General features: G+C 70.0%; 13 protein-coding genes. 4 read left to right on the forward strand and 9 right to left on the reverse strand.

Going from position 1 to position 14,727, the window contains the following annotated elements:
• Nucleotides 1-97 precede the first annotated feature (97 nt).
• The 4 genes from AC5Y2S_RS11240 to hemL are packed head-to-tail and all read right to left on the reverse strand — an operon-like array spanning nucleotide 98 to nucleotide 3,400.
• Nucleotides 98-877, reverse strand: a complete 780-nt coding sequence (locus tag AC5Y2S_RS11240; RefSeq protein WP_499956228.1) for a cytochrome c biogenesis CcdA family protein — start codon at nucleotides 875-877, stop codon at nucleotides 98-100.
• Entirely contained in the window at nucleotides 874-1,443 is a 570-nt protein-coding gene (locus AC5Y2S_RS11245) for a TlpA disulfide reductase family protein (protein WP_499956528.1), read from the reverse strand. The genes AC5Y2S_RS11240 and AC5Y2S_RS11245 overlap by 4 nt, the downstream gene beginning before the upstream one ends.
• A gap of 17 nt (nucleotides 1,444-1,460) precedes the next feature.
• On the reverse strand, nucleotides 1,461-2,069 hold the full coding sequence (locus AC5Y2S_RS11250) for a histidine phosphatase family protein (protein ID WP_499956229.1): 609 nt from the start codon (nucleotides 2,067-2,069) through the stop codon (nucleotides 1,461-1,463).
• Nucleotides 2,069-3,400 (reverse strand): glutamate-1-semialdehyde 2,1-aminomutase, encoded by a 1,332-nt coding sequence (gene hemL / locus AC5Y2S_RS11255; RefSeq protein ID WP_499956230.1) that lies wholly within the window; start codon nucleotides 3,398-3,400, stop codon nucleotides 2,069-2,071. The genes AC5Y2S_RS11250 and hemL overlap by 1 nt, the downstream gene beginning before the upstream one ends.
• 305 nt (nucleotides 3,401-3,705) lie before the next feature.
• On the opposite strand from hemL, the gene AC5Y2S_RS11260 reads away from it, so the two are divergent.
• Nucleotides 3,706-4,101, forward strand: a complete 396-nt coding sequence (locus AC5Y2S_RS11260) for a nitroreductase family deazaflavin-dependent oxidoreductase (RefSeq protein WP_499956231.1) — start codon at nucleotides 3,706-3,708, stop codon at nucleotides 4,099-4,101.
• 225 nt (nucleotides 4,102-4,326) lie between these two features.
• Nucleotides 4,327-5,028, forward strand: coding sequence for a hypothetical protein (locus tag AC5Y2S_RS11265; protein ID WP_499956232.1), 702 nt, complete (start codon nucleotides 4,327-4,329; stop codon nucleotides 5,026-5,028).
• On the opposite strand, the gene AC5Y2S_RS11270 is transcribed toward AC5Y2S_RS11265, so the two are convergent.
• The 5 genes from AC5Y2S_RS11270 to AC5Y2S_RS11290 all read right to left on the reverse strand — a co-directional run bounded on the left by AC5Y2S_RS11270 (nucleotide 5,001) and on the right by AC5Y2S_RS11290 (nucleotide 11,414).
• On the reverse strand, nucleotides 5,001-6,377 hold the full coding sequence (locus AC5Y2S_RS11270) for an amino acid permease (protein ID WP_499956233.1): 1,377 nt from the start codon (nucleotides 6,375-6,377) through the stop codon (nucleotides 5,001-5,003). The genes AC5Y2S_RS11265 and AC5Y2S_RS11270 overlap by 28 nt on opposite strands.
• 36 nt (nucleotides 6,378-6,413) lie before the next feature.
• Entirely contained in the window at nucleotides 6,414-7,154 is a 741-nt protein-coding gene (locus tag AC5Y2S_RS11275; RefSeq protein WP_499956234.1) for a class I SAM-dependent methyltransferase, read from the reverse strand.
• A gap of 46 nt (nucleotides 7,155-7,200) precedes the next feature.
• The gene (locus tag AC5Y2S_RS11280; RefSeq protein WP_499956235.1) at nucleotides 7,201-8,541 is read right to left on the reverse strand and encodes an MFS transporter; all 1,341 of its coding nucleotides are present in this window, start codon (nucleotides 8,539-8,541) and stop codon (nucleotides 7,201-7,203) included.
• A gap of 3 nt (nucleotides 8,542-8,544) precedes the next feature.
• Complete coding sequence (locus tag AC5Y2S_RS11285) at nucleotides 8,545-9,690, reverse strand: LLM class flavin-dependent oxidoreductase (protein WP_499956236.1); 1,146 nt, start codon at nucleotides 9,688-9,690, stop codon at nucleotides 8,545-8,547.
• A 92-nt stretch (nucleotides 9,691-9,782) separates the two neighbouring features.
• A complete protein-coding gene (locus AC5Y2S_RS11290) occupies nucleotides 9,783-11,414 on the reverse strand; it encodes a phospholipase C (protein WP_499956237.1) in 1,632 nt (543 codons plus the stop codon).
• A gap of 106 nt (nucleotides 11,415-11,520) precedes the next feature.
• On the opposite strand from AC5Y2S_RS11290, the gene AC5Y2S_RS11295 reads away from it, so the two are divergent.
• Nucleotides 11,521-12,381: an alpha/beta hydrolase gene (locus AC5Y2S_RS11295; protein WP_499956238.1), complete on the forward strand. Its 861-nt coding sequence runs from the start codon at nucleotides 11,521-11,523 to the stop codon at nucleotides 12,379-12,381.
• A 51-nt stretch (nucleotides 12,382-12,432) separates the two neighbouring features.
• Entirely contained in the window at nucleotides 12,433-14,547 is a 2,115-nt protein-coding gene (locus AC5Y2S_RS11300) for an acyltransferase family protein (protein WP_499956529.1), read from the forward strand.
• The last annotated feature ends 180 nt before the right edge of the window (nucleotides 14,548-14,727 follow it).

Genomic DNA, 14,727 nt, shown 5'->3' on the forward strand with positions numbered 1-14,727 from the left:
CGGGCCGTGGCGCGAAGGGTGACGAGCAGACGCAGAATCGCACTGGGACGGGTCTTTTCGTGCGATTCTGCGTCTGCTCGCGCATCCAGGGGGGCGCTCAAATCGGGAGCCTCACGTCGGACACGAACGCGTCGCGCAGCCAGGAGACGAAGTCGTTCCACACCCCGGTGACCAGCAGGGCGCCGACGGCGATCAACAGCGCGCCCCCGAAGATCTGGATGGCCCGGGTGTGCCGTCGCAGCCAGCCCAGCGCCCCCACCGCCCCCGCCGAGCCGAACGCCAGCAGCACGAACGGGATGCCCAGCCCCAGGCAGTAGGCGATCACCAGCGCGACCCCGCGCGCGACATCGGCGCCGTCGGTGGCCGACGCGACGGTGATCACGCCGGTCAGCGTGGGCCCCAGGCACGGCGTCCACCCGAGCGCGAACACCGCGCCGAGCAGCGGCGCCCCGGCGACCGTGGTCAGCTGCCGCGGGCTGAACCGGGCCTGGCGCTGCAGCGTCGGGATGAGGCCCACGAACACCAGGCCCATCACGATCGTCAGCACGCCGCCGACGCGCTGCAGCAGCAGCTGGTTGGTGATCAGGGCGGTGGTCATGCCCAGGACGGCGACCGTCCCGAGCACGAACACGATGGTGAACCCGGCGACGAACAACGCGGCGGATCCCGCGACCCGCCAGCGGGCCCCCGGCGGCGCCTTGGGCGCGCCGGGCGGCGGCTGCTCGTCCACCCCGACGACCGCGGCCAGGTAGGACAGGTAGCCGGGGACCAGCGGCACCACGCACGGCGAGGCGAACGACACCAGCCCGGCCAGCAGGCACACGCCGAGCGCCAGCAGCAGCGGCCCGGCGGCGGCGATCTGGGCGAAGCCGGTCACTGCCCCGCCACCCGCTGCACGACGGGCTGCAGGTCCTGGGCCAGCAGCTCGCGCAGGAACACCGCCGCGACCCGGTGCTGGCGGTCCAGCACCAGCGTGGACGGGATCACGGTGGTGGGGTACCTGCCGCCGAACGCGATCAGGGTGCGCATCGCCGGATCGTAGATGGACGGGTAGCTGACGTGGTGATCGTCGACGAAGTCCAGGGCCGCCTGCCGGTTGCTATCCCGGACGTCGATGCCCAGAAAGGACACCCCGGCGCCCCGGGTGGCGTCGTACACCTGCTGCAGCTGGGCGACCTCGGCCCGGCAAGGTCCGCACCACTGCCCCCAGATGTTGACGACGACCGCGCGGCCGGCGAAGACCGGGTCGTCCAGCGACAGCGTGTGGGCCGGGTCGGCGAGGTCCGGCCCGGACAGCGGGCCGGGGCGGCCACGGCTGGACGGCGGGTCGTAGTAGATGTCGGTCTTCCCGCCCGGCGAGACGAACTCGAAGGTGCCGCCCTGCGCCACGGCGTCGCGACCGGTGCAGCCGGTAAGAAGGGTCGCCACCGCGACCCCGGCCATCGCCAGCCGCCAGATGGTCATGGCGCCGCGGGCTGGAAGTACTCGATGTCGGCCAGGCGATCGCCGTCGTAGACGAGGGTGGTGACCGAGGCGAGCCCGCATTCGCGTCGCCGCGGGTCGTGCCAGAGCCGCCGGCCGCTGAGGTGCAGCCGCAGTGTCCACACCGGCAGCTGGTGGCTGACGCACACCACCTCCTGCCCGGTGCCGCGGGCGCGCGCCTTGTCCACCGCGGTCGTCATCCGGGCCGCGATCTCGGCGTAGGGCTCCCCCCACGACGGGGTGAACGGGTTGCGCAGCTGCCACCAGAACCGCGGGTCGCGCCAGGCGCCGTCGCCCGGGCCGACGCGGCGGCCCTCGAAGAAGTTGAGCGATTCGATCAGGTCGGGGTCGGTGTCCACGGTCAGGCCGTGCTTTGCGGCGATGGGCGCGGCGGTCTCCTGGGCCCGCTGCAGCGGGGAGGCGATGACGGCGGCGACGTCGCGGTCGGCCAGCGCCTCGGCGACCGCGTCCGCCTGCGCCCGCCCTGTCTCGGACAGGTGGAATCCGGGCAGCCGGCCGTAGAGGACGCCGGTGGGGTTGTGCACCTCGCCGTGGCGCACCACGTGAACTCTGGTCTGGTCGGCCATCAGGGCCTGTCCTCCTGTGCGGCCGCGCGCGCCGCGAGGGCAAGCGCGGCGGCGATCCGGTCGAATGCGTCGTCGTCCAGGGCCGTCGAGACGAACCACGCCTCGAAGGCGCTGCACGGCGGGTACACGCCCGCGTCCAGCAGGGCGTGGAAGAACGGCGGGTAACGCCAGGTCTCGCTCGCCCGCGCGGAGGCGAAGTCGGTCACCGGCGTTCCGGAGAAGAACACGCCGAGCATGTTGCCGGCCCGCGGAACCTGATGCGGCACACCGGCTTTCGTCAGCGCCTCGGAGAGCAGCCCGGCCAGCCGGTCGGCGTTGGCGTCCAGCGCGGCGTAGGCCGCGTCGTCGGCGGCGCGCAGCGTGGCCAACCCCGCCGCCACCGCCACCGGGTTCCCCGACAGCGTGCCGGCCTGATAGACCGGCCCCAGCGGCGCCAGGCGCTCCATCACCTCGGCCCGCCCGCCGAATGCGGCGGCGGGCAGGCCGCCGCTCATCACCTTGCCGAAGGTGAACAGGTCGGCGGCGACGGGATCGATTCCGTACCAACCGCTTCGGCTGACCCGGAACCCGGTCATCACCTCGTCGACGATCAGCAGCGCCCCGTGCTCGGCGGTGATCGCGCGCAGCGCCGCGTTGTAGCCCGGCGCCGGCGGGACGACGCCCATGTTGCCCGGGCTGGCCTCGGTGATCACCGCGGCGATCTGGTCGCCGAACCGGGCGAAGGTCTGCCGCACCGCGTCGATGTCGTTGTAGGGCAACACGATTGTGTCGGCCGCGGCCGCGCCGGTCACCCCGGGCGACGACGGCAGGCCCAGCGTCGCGACGCCGGAGCCCGCGTCGGCGAGCAGCGCGTCGACATGGCCGTGGTAGCAGCCGGAGAACTTGACGATCTTGGCCCTGCCGGTGAACCCGCGGGCCAGCCGGACGGCGCTCATCGTGGCCTCGGTGCCGGAGTTCACCAGCCGGATCCGCTCGACCGGCGCCACCCGCCCGATGATCTCGCCAGCCAGCTGGCTCTCCGCCGGCGTCGGCGCCCCGAACGACAGGCCCGAGGCGGCGGCCGTGGCGACGGCGTCGACGACGGCCGGATGAGCGTGGCCCAGGATCATCGGCCCCCAGGAACACACCAGGTCGACGTAGCGGTTGCCGTCGGCGTCGGTCAGCCGGCACCCGCGCGCCTCGGTGATGAACCGCGGGGTGCCGCCCACCGCGGTGAACGCGCGCACCGGGGAGTTCACCCCGCCCGGGATGACGGCGCAGGCGTCCTCGAACAGCCGGGCCGACGCCGCCGTCGTCGCGGCGTGCGCGGTCGCCTGGTCACTGCTACCCATGCCGACCAGTGTCCCAGTCTCGGCCGATCGTTCAACTACAGGGTGTAGCAGAGGCGGGTTATCAGGCGTCTTGCTGGGCGGCCTGCAGCTCGCGGCGCGCGGCCTCGCGCTCCCTGTCGGCCGCGCGGCGGTGGGCGGCCACGTCGCCGAGGCCCTCCTCGACGGCGAGATCCGATCCCCGGCGCAGCAGCTCCTGGGCGCGTCGGCCCGCTTCGTCGCCCGGTGTATCGGCCGTGAAGTGACACTACGCTCGCTGACGGCGTTTGCCTTGAAGTCGGCCGGGGTGGACGAGTTGGATGGAGGGCATGGAACTTCCACAGGGGCTCGCGCGGTTCAATCGGCACGTCACCAATCCCGTCCAGCGGCTGTGGGCAGGCTGGGCACCGACGTTCTGCATCGTCGAACACGTCGGCCGGCGCTCCGGAAAGCCTTACCGCACGCCGGTTACCGTGTTCACCGCCGAGGTCGATGGCAAGCCCGGCGTGGCGATCCTGCTGACCTACGGCCCCGACCGTGACTGGCTGAAAAACATCACCGCGGCCAACGGGGCTCGGATCCGGCGCTACGGCAAGACCTTCGGCGTCACCAACCCGCGGGTGGTCAGCAAGGCCGACGCGGCGCCCCACGTCACGCGCGGATGGCGGCCGATCTTCGCCAGGCTGCCGTTCGAGCAGGCCGTGTTGCTCACCCGCACCTCATAACGGCTCGGGCATCACATCCGGCAACCGCGGAGCACGCCGTCGCGGTAACAAAAATTCGCTCGAACGCGAATTGCCCAGAAGCAAATCGGTATCAATCTGGTAACGCTTCGGGCGAAGGGACACCGCGATGATCAGGACTTCTTGATCATGCGTCGCTCCGCTGACAAACAGCGCCGCTACCGATCTGGCCGGATCGGTGTTGCCATACTCCTGACGGGAAGTGGCGTGCTCGCGTCGGCCTTCGCCTCGCCCGTCGCCGCCGCGGCGACCGGCACGGTGAAGGCGAGAACCCAGCGCATGTCCGACGCCACCCTGACCTCGGGGCGGGACGGCTGGTACAACCCCGGCGACCATCTGACCCTCGTATGCTCCAAGCGCGGGGACGCCGTAAAGGGGTTCCTCAGCCCCAACATTCCCGACGGTGGTTGGGACAACCTCTGGTACGAAACGTCGGACGGGCACTTCGTGGCCGACGTCGACATCGAGACGGGACCGTCCGGCGTCGCCGCGCCGGCCTGCCCCACCGATCCGGGCGTCGGCACAACGACCCTGCTCGACAATTTCGTCAACAACGTCGCGGGCCAACAGGTCGGTGACGGTCAGTGCGTCGCCCTGGTCCGCAGGTATCTGGCCGACGTGTACGGAATCGCCGATGGGGGATGGGGCGACGCGTACGCGTACGGGAAAGGTGGCGCCGGCGGCAATCACCTGGAGTCGCGGGGATTCGATTGGCACCCGGGTCAGGACTTCGCCGACGGCGACATTCTGGTGTGGCGCCAGGACCCCCGCTTCGCGGGGCTTTCCTACGGCCACGTCGCCATCTGGTACGAGGGCAAAATTTTCGACCAGAACTACAACGGCCGACTGACCGCCGGTTCGGACCCGTTCTCCGACTACGGCTACGAGGGGTTTTGGCGAAAGGCATGAGCCCGGCATCCTAGGCCTCGGCCGCGGGCCCGGGCGACGAAATAGATCACGATCACCACCGCCCACGACAGCAGGCTCAGCCAGAGCTGGCTGCGCGCCGAGCGGTCGAACGCCATTTGCACCAGCACGGCGGTGATTCCGGCGAGGGTCAGGATCGACAGCACCGGGAAGAACCACATCTTGATCCGCAGCTTTTCGTCGGGCGTGCGGCGGCGCAGGACGATCTGCGACAGCGCGATCAACCAGTAGACGAACAGGATGACGGCGCCCGACGAGTTGAGCAGGAACAGAAACACGGTTCCCGGCGCGAGCCACGCCATGACGACGCAGCCGAAGCCGATCGCCGACGAGCACAGGATCGCGACGTGGGGCACCCCGCGCCGGCTGAGCCCGACCAGCCGGGCCGGCGCCTCGCGCCGGTCGGCGAGCACGAACAGCATCCGCGACGCGGTGTACAGGCCCGAGTTCAGGCAGGACAGCACCGCGGTGAGCACCACGGCGTTCATCGCCTGATCCGCGCCGCGCAGGCCCATGTGTTTGAACGCGGCGACGTACGGCGAGGCGCCCGGCTCCAGCGAATTCCACGGCAGGATCACCACGAGCAGAAAAACCGAGCCGACGAAGAAGATCGCGATGCGCGCCACCACTGATCGCGTCGCCCGCTGCACCGCCAGCTCGGGGTCGCGGCTTTCGGCGGCGGCGACGGTGACGATCTCGGCGCCGACCATCGAGAAGATCACCACCACGATCGCGGCGAAGACCGCGGCGACGCCCTTCGGGAAGAACCCGCCGTGCGCCGTGAGGTTGGAGAAATCGGTGCGATGGCCGGGCAGCAGGCCCAGCACGAAGACCGAGCCGACGGCGAGGAAGATCACGATTGTGGCGACTTTGATTCCGGCGAACCAGAATTCGAACTCGCCGAACGACGACACGGAGAACAGGTTGGTCGCGGTCATCAGCACCATCAGGCACAGCGAGAGCAGCCACAGCGGCGCGTGGAACCAGTAGCCCAGGACCTTGCCGCCGGCGACGGCCTCGAACCCGACCACGATCACCCAGAAGTACCAATACAGCCACGCCACCGAGAATCCCGCCCAGCCGCCCAGGGCTTGCGCCGCGTAATCGGCGAACGATCCCGTCGACGGGTTGGCGGCCGCCATCTCGCCCAGCATCCGCATCACCAGGACGATCAGCAGACCGCACAGCGCATACGTCAGGAACGCGGCGGGCCCGGTGTCCCTGATCACCACGCCGGAGCCGACGAACAAGCCCGCGCCGATCACCCCGCCCAGGGCGATCATGCTGAGCTGCCGCTGCGACAGCCCTTGCCGCAGTTGCGTGCTAGCCATTTGTCCGCCCGAAGGGCGCCCCGACGTCGATCGCGGTCAGTCCAGGCGGGTAGCCACCACGGACCACACGGGAAGGTGCACCCGATGGTCTTCCAGCAGCGGGTCGATCACGCTCATCCGGTGCACCAGGGGCCGCATGCGCCGCAGGATCTCACCCTGCTGCTCGGACGCGAGTTTCTTCATGGTTTCGAAGGTCTCGGGGAGCAGGCGGGCCTGATAAGTCGTGACGCCCAGGTAGTCGATGCGCCACCCGCTGTCACCGAGCACCCGCTCGAGGTTATCGGCCGGCACGGCCGTCCATTGCAGGCCGTTGACGTTGTGCGGGCTGAACTCGAACATGTACAGCCGGGCCCCCGGCCTGGTAGCGCGGTGCAGCGCCTCCGCATACCGCATCTGGGTGGCCCCGTCGTTCAAGAACACGTGATAGAAGGCGCTGTCCACCACGGTGTCGAAGCGGCCCTCGAACCCCTCCAACCTGGTGGCATCGGCCACCTGGAAATCGACGTGCACCCCGGCCCGCTCGGCGTTTCGTTTGGCGAGCTCGATGGCAGAAGGGGAATCGTCGACCCCGGTCGCGGAATACCCTTGCGCCGCATAGTGAATCGCGTGGTAACCGGGGCCGGTCCCCGGGTCGAGCACCTCGCCGCGAATCCCGCCGTAGGCCACCAACTGCTGCACCGCGGGTTGCGGGCCGCCGATGTCCCAGGGGATCCGCCCGTCGGTATGTTCCGCCTCGCCGTACAACGGCTCGAAACCGGCGACGTTCGCGTCAGTCATTGCCTCAGCCTAACGAGGAAAGCGGCCCTCTACCCGCGAAGTCGGCTCAAAAATGCAGGTCTTGATCGCGGATCTTGGCCGTGGCGATCACGCTGATGACCGCGGTCGCCACCAAATACCCGCATCCCAGCCACGGCTTGCCCCCGCCGGCGGCGATCAGCGCGGTCAGGATCATCGGGGTGACGCCGGAGGCGTAGACGCCCGAGAACTGGTAGACGAACGACAAACCCGTGTAGCGGGTGGCGGTGGGGTACAGCGCCGAGTACAGCGTGCCCTGCGCGCCGTAGAACAGCGCGTGCACGACACCGAACACGACGACCATCGCGAGGCCGAACAGGAGCAGGTTCTTGGTGCCGAACAACACGAAGGCGGGGAACGCCAGCAGCCCGTAGCACGCCACGCCGACCAGATACACCAGCCGCGGCCCGAACCGGTCGGTCAGGATTCCGGACACCGGCAGCAGCGCCGCCATCAACAGCGCGGCGACGGTCACCACCGCCAGAACCGACACCTTGTTGAACCCCAACGCGCCGGTGGCGTAGCTGATCGCGAAGACGCCCCAGGTGTTGAAGGCCGACCCCTCGGCCCACCGCGACAGCAGCCCCAGCACGGTGTTGCGCCGGGAACGGGGCTCGCGGACGACCTCGCGGATCGGCACGGTGGACGTGGCCTCGAGGTCGGCCAGCTCGCGAAACGCCGGCGTCTCCTCGACCCGCAGCCGGACCACGATGCCGATCGCCACCAGCACCAGGCTCAGCAGAAACCCGATCCGCCAGCCGTACACCAGGAACCGCGCCGGGCCCAGCGCGACCTGCAGAAACGCGAAAATGCCCGTGCCCAAGGCCAATCCGAGCGCCAGGCCGACCTGCGGAATCGCGCCGAAGCGCCCACGGCGTTCCGCTGGGCTGTGCTCGACGGCGAGCAGCACCGCGCCGGCCCACTCCCCGCCGAGCGCGAATCCCTGCAGGATGCGCAGCGTCAGCAGCAGCACCGGCGCCCAGGCCCCGATCTGGGCGGCGGTCGGCAGAACCCCGATCAGCGCCGTGGCGACACCCATGATCAGCATCGTCAGCGCCAGGCTGCGCTTGCGACCGATCCGGTCCCCGATGTGCCCGAACACCAGGCCACCGATCGGCCGCATGACGAACCCGACGGCAAACGTCGCGAACGCCAGAAGCGTTCCCACCAAGGAGGTTTCGTTGGGAAAGAACACCTTGCTGAACACCAGGCCCGCGGCGGTGGCGTACAGGAAGAAGTCGTACCACTCCACGGTGGTGCCCAGCAGGCTCGCGGCGACCACGATGCGCAGCCGCCGACGGCGTTCGACGTCGGATTCCTCGTGTTCTTGCGGCCCGGCGACGGCCGCGGCGGGCAGCGTGGTTGCCATGGGCTACTGCGCGGACGCGATCGCGAACGGGGTCGACGGTGCCGGCTGCGACTGGCGGTTGGGGTGCTGCCACAAGCCTTTTCGCTCGAGTAGCGGCAGGACACCTTCACCGAACCAATACGCCTCTTCCAGGTTGGGATAGCCCGACAGGATGAAGTGGCTGATACCCAGGCGCGAGTACTCGACCAGCCGCTCGGCGACCTCGGCGTGCGAGCCGACCAGCGCGGTGCCCGCGCCGCCGCGCACCAGGCCCACCCCGGCCCACAGGTTGGGGCCGACCACGAGCCGGTCGCTGTTGCCGCCGTGTAGCTCCAGCATGCGACGCTGGCCCTCGGACTCGCTGCGCGCCAGGCTGGCCTGCACCCGCTCGACGTCGGCGGGGTCGACGGCCGCGAGCAGCCGGTCGGCCTCGGCCCAGGCCTGCTCGGAGGTGTCGCGGCTGATCACGTGAATCCGCAAGCCGTACTGCAGGATCCGCCCTCTGTCGACGGCCAGCCCGCGGATCCAGTCGAGCTTTTTCGCGACGGCCGCCGGTGGCTCACCCCAGGTGAGGTAGACGTCCGAGTAGCTGGCCGCGACCGGCCCGGCAGCGTCCGACGACCCGCCGAAGAACACCGTCGGGATCGGGTCGGGTGGGTTGGTCAGCTGCGCGCCCTCGATGCGAATCTGGTCCCCGGCGAAGGTCACCGGTTCCCGCGAAGCCCACAGTCGGCGCATCACGTGCAAAAACTCCGCGGTGCGGGCGTATCGCGAGCCCTTGTACAGGAAATCCCCGTAGGCGCGCTGCTCGTGCTGTTCGCCGCCGGTGACGACGTTGAGCAGCAACCGGCCGCCGGAATGCCGCTGGAACGTCCCGGCCATCTGCGCCGCCAGGGTGGGGCTGATCAGCCCGGGCCGGAACGCGACCAGGAACTTCAGCGTCTCGGTGCCCTCGATCAGCATCGCCGTCGTCAACCACGCGTCCTCGCACCACAATCCGGTCGGCGTGAGCACGGCCTCGAAGCCGTTGTCCTCGGCGGCCGCGCAGATCTGGTGCAGATACCGCAACGTCGCGGGCCGGTCACCGTCCATCGTGGTGCCGTGCCCGCCGGCGACCAGGTTTCGCGAATCCCCGTACGTCGGCAGGAACCAATGAAATGCCAGGCTCATTCAGCCTCCCTCTAAGTCCAACGCCCGATCGTGCGCGAGATCGGGGGGACGCGCGAGGGTTGAAACCTCCGAGATTGGATCCCGGTCCGACGCTATTGCGGGTTGCCGGTACGGGGGTCGAGGACCAGCGCCGGTTGGGTGGGTCCGGTGAAATCCAGCATCGCGGTGAGCGCGCCGGCGCGCTCGTCGAACGAGTGGTCGCCGATGCGCCCGGTGCCCCAGTTGTCCTCGATGAGCCGCAGGATCGACGTCTGGTCGGTCAGGGTGTGGTCGACGAAATTCGTTCTGGCGTAAGGAGATATCACCAGCAGCGGCAGCCGCGGGCCGTACCCGCAGCGGCCTTGGTACGCCGCGGGGGCGGCGGCGGGATCACCACACCGGCCCGGACCGTTCAGCGCGTCCTCGGGCGTGGCGGAGGTGTTCACAATGGGCGAGGGTTTGTGATCGTACCAGCCGTCGGAGTCGTCGTAGGCGACGACGATCGCCATGTCCCGCCACTGCGGGAGCCGCTGCAGGTGGTTGATCGTCTCGACGAGGAACCGCTGTTCGTCGAGCGGGTCGGAGTAACCGGCGTGCCCGTTTTGGTACGCGGGCGGCTTGAGGAAGCTCACCGCCGGCAGGCGGCCGCCGTCGGCGGCGGCCCAGAAGTCGGACAGGTCGTACTGATGGTTGGCCTGGTCGCCGCGCCCGATCTGGTCGGTCGCGCTCGGTGGCAGGTGATGCGGGTTGGCGGTGGACGGGTAGTACTGAAACGCCGCGTGGTGCGGGACGTAGTCGGGTTTGGTGCCGAACGGCAGCGCCCCGGTTTTGCCGGTCCCGCCGAGGGTTTCGCCGACGTTGTGGGTGGCGCCGCACTCCGCGGTGCCGTCGGGCCTGCGGGTGGTGGGCCGAAAGCCGCCCTGGAACCAGCCCCACGTGACGCCCTTCGCGTTGAGCAGGTCGCCGACGTTCTTGTTGTCGGCGCCTAACTGCACCTGGTCGCGAGAGGAGCAGTCGTCACCGAGGGGCTGCGAATCGTCGATCAGGGTGCCCCGCCCGTGGCCGGTGTCGTCGATCACCATGTGCGGCGGGAACGGTTGGCCGCCGGGCATGAATTTCTTTGCCACTCCGTGTGTTTGGCCCGAGATCAAGTTGATGTGACCGGGCGACGACGGGCCGAACGTGGTGTTGTAGAAGTTGTCGCTCATCGAGTAGTGCTGCGCGTAGTTCCACAGCGCGGTCACCGTGTTGCCGTCGTAGTAGCCCATCACCAGGCCGGGGGTGTTGAACGACGGCGCCGGGCAGGGCTCGCCCTCGGTGTGCTCGACGAACCGATCCATCGCGCCGCCGTTGAAGGCCAATTGTTCGGCTTGGTATTCGTGGTCCTGATCACAGGTCACCTGCTGGCCCGGCCCGCCGAGGCGCATCGGCTGCACCGAATTGGGATTGTGCGTCAACAACTCTGGGGTCAGGCCGTCCACCGCGGGGGTGCCGGGCCGGGCGGTGAACGGTTGGCCGTCGACGCCCGCGGCGCGGGGATATGTTCCGAAGTAGTGGTCGAAGGAGACGTTCTCTTCGAAGATCACCACCAGGTGGCGGATCGGCGTGGCGGTCGCCGGCTCCGCGGCCGGGCTCGCGGGCGGATGCCCGCACGCGGCGACGAGGGCGAGTGCCGCCAGCGCCGCGGCGAAACGTGTCGGGGCGCGTCGGGTGAACGGCGCCTTAAGACAAGCCGTACGGTCCATCAAAGATCTCCTCTTCGTGACCAATTGATCACGCCAGATCACGCAATGCTTCCAATACGGCGTGGCTCGGCCGGTAATGCCGGCTCGGCGCGGCATCATTGCGATCATGCCTGACCTGACACGCCGGGCGGTGCTCCGGATGGGCGCCGGTGCCAGCCTGGGGGCCGCCGGCGTGTTCGCCCTCGGCGGCCTGCTGGATCCGATCAAGCCGCAGGCGGCTCCCGCCCCGTTCGAGCCGTCGGCCGCCAGCAGTAACCTGCCGAACCGACTGACCGGTTCCTTCGTCTCGGCGGCCCGCGGCGGCGTCAAGACCAACTGGGTGATCGCCCTGCCTCCCGGGCAGAAGGCCGAAGCGGGCGCCCTGCGTCCGGTCATCGCGCTGCACGGCAAGGACGGCGACGCCAACATGATGCTCGACTGCGGTGTCGAAAAGGCGCTGGCGCAGTTGGTCAAGGAAGGCAAGCCGGCGTTCGCGGTGGTGGGTGTCGACGGTGGCGCCAACAGCTACTGGCACCGCAGGGCCTCGGGCGAGGATCCCGGCGCGATGGTGCTCGAGGAGTTGCTGCCCATGCTGTCGTCGATGGGTTTCGACACCTCCCGGGTGGCTTTCATGGGGTGGTCGATGGGCGGCTACGGGGCGCTGCACCTGGGCGCCAAGCTGGGCCCGGCGCGCACGGCCGGGATCTGCGCGATCAGCCCGGCGCTGTACGCCTCCTTCACCGGCAGCGAGGAGGGGGCATTCGACAGCTACGACGACTGGGTGCAGAACAGCGTCGTGGGTGTGCCGGCGCTGAATTCGATTCCGCTGCGCGTGGACTGCGGGACGTTCGACCGTTTCTATTTCGCCACAAGGCAATTCGTCGCCCAGCTGAAGACCAAGCCGGCGGGCAGTTTCTCCCTCGGCGGACATGACATGGGCTACTGGCGAACGCAATTGCCGGGCGAGCTGACCTGGATGGCGACCTAGGCCACGCAGATGACAGTCCGGCAGGAAGCAGTCGCCAGCGGCCCACGTCGAGTGGAGCGGCGTACCTCCCCGAAGGGATTCCGGCCCGACATCGAGGGCTTGCGCGCGGTCGCGGTCATCGCCGTGGTCCTCTACCACGCGGGCATCCCGGGCGTCTCCGGCGGCTACATCGGCGTCGACGTCTTCTTCGTCATCTCCGGCTTCCTCATCACGGGCCTGCTGTGGCGCGAGGTCACCAGCAGCGACACCGTCCGGCTGGGCCGCTTCTACGGCGCGCGCGCCCGGCGCCTGCTGCCCGCCGCGGCCACCGTCGGCGTCGTCACCGCCGCGGCGGCGGCCGCGGTGCTGCCACCCCTGCAGGCGCGCAGCGTTTTCCTCGACGGCATCGCCAGCGCCCTGTATGTCGGCAACTACCGGTTCGCCCTGCGCGGCACCGACTACCTGTCCTCCGACGTCCCCTCGCCGTTCCAGCACTACTGGTCACTCGGCGTCGAGGAGCAGTTCTATCTGGTGTGGCCGGCGCTGATCATCGGCACCGCGTGGCTGGTCCGGCGCGTTAGAAGGGGCGACGGCCGGGCCGCGCCGTACGCGGTGGTGCTCGCGGTGGTGGGCGCGGCGTCGCTGGCGGCGGGCGTGGTGTGGACCCGGACGTCGCCGGCCTTCGCGTTCTTCTCGCTGCCCACCCGCGCCTGGGAGCTGGCGGCCGGCGGCCTGGTGGCCCTGTCGGTCCCGCAGTGGCGCAAGCTGCCGCTGCTGCCCGCGGCCATCGCCGGGTGGGGCGGTCTGGGGCTGATCGTGCTCACCTGCACCCAGCTGGGTGCCGGCACCCCCTACCCCGGCACCGCGGCGCTGCTGCCCGTGCTGGGCACCGCGCTGGTGATCGGCGCGGGCAGCGCGACGGGCGGCCTCGGGGCCGGCCGCGTGCTGTGCAAGCCGGCGATGCGCGCCATCGGGCGGGTGTCCTACTCGTGGTACCTGTGGCACTGGCCGGTGCTGTTGCTCATGCCGGCGCTGCTGGGCGAGCCCGCGGGGCTGCCGGCCCGGCTGACCGCGACCGCCGTCTCCGCCGGCCTCGCCGTGATCACGCTGCACCTGGTCGAGGACCCCGGCCGGTTCGCCGCCTCCCTGCGCCAATCGGTGACGGCCAGCCTCGCGGTGGCCGGCGCGGCCAGCGCGGCGGCGGCCTGCGCGTGCGTGCTGTTGCTGGCGTTGACGCCGGTGCCGGCGGGCCACGGGGTGGCGGCCCCGAAGGCCAACATCGTCGCGGTGCCCGCGCCGAACGTCCCCGCCGTCAGCCAAACCGAAGCGGCGGTGCGCCAGGCCCTCGCCCAGGTGCGCGAGGCCGTCGCCGCGTCCGCGGCGCTGCGGGCCGTCCCGTCCAACCTCGACCCGCCGCTCGCCAAGGCACCCGCCGACAAGGCCGCCGTCTTCGTCAACGGGTGCGTGCGCTCGTGGCGCGACGTCGGTCAAAGCGAGTGCGCGACGGGCGATCTCGCGTCACCGACGACGGTGGCCCTGATCGGCGACTCGCACGCCGCGATGTGGGAACCGGCCTTCGAGCGGATCGCCCAGCAGCGGCACTGGCGGCTCGAGGCGCTGGCCAAGGTGACCTGCCCGCTGCAGGAGCTCCGCATCACCAGCCCGTATCTGGGCCGCGAATACACCGAATGCGTCCAGTGGCGCGGCCAGGTCATGGACCGGCTGAAGGCCGAGCACCCCCGCCTGGTCGTGCTGGACATGAGCCGGCGCTACGGGGCCGATTTCGGTTTCACCTCATACGATCCCGCCTGGATCGACACCCTGGGCCGCACCGTGGAACAGTTGCGGAGCACCGGCGCCGCCGTGCTGGTCCTCGGGCCCGCCCCGGATCCGCACGGCCCGGTGCCCGCCTGCCTGTCGGGTCACCTCGACGACGCCACCGCGTGCGCGCCGGCCCGATCCGTCGCGCTCGACGAAGACGGCATCGGCGCCGAACGGGCGGCGGCCACCGTCGCCGGCGGGCAGTACGCCGACCTGACCGACCTGTTCTGCGCCGCCGACCGCTGCCCGGTGATCGTCGGCAACACCCTGGTTTTCCGGGATGACAACCACATCACGACCGAATACGCGCAACTGCTGACGCCGGTGATCGGTGCGCTGGCGGACCGCGCCCTGGCGGATGGGTGACGCGTAATGAACTTCTCGCCGCAGACGAACGTCATATCAGTGAAAGGTGTTTGGAGGTTTTCAAGATGACTCCGCTGCTGCTGATCTGCATTGCGGCCGTCGCGCCCGTCGCGGGCGTCGGCCTGATGCAGTTGCAAACGCGCCTGGAGCAATGGGACTACGAGCGCCACGCGGAAGACT

This window comes from Mycobacterium sp. NGS69, from assembly GCF_059812165.1.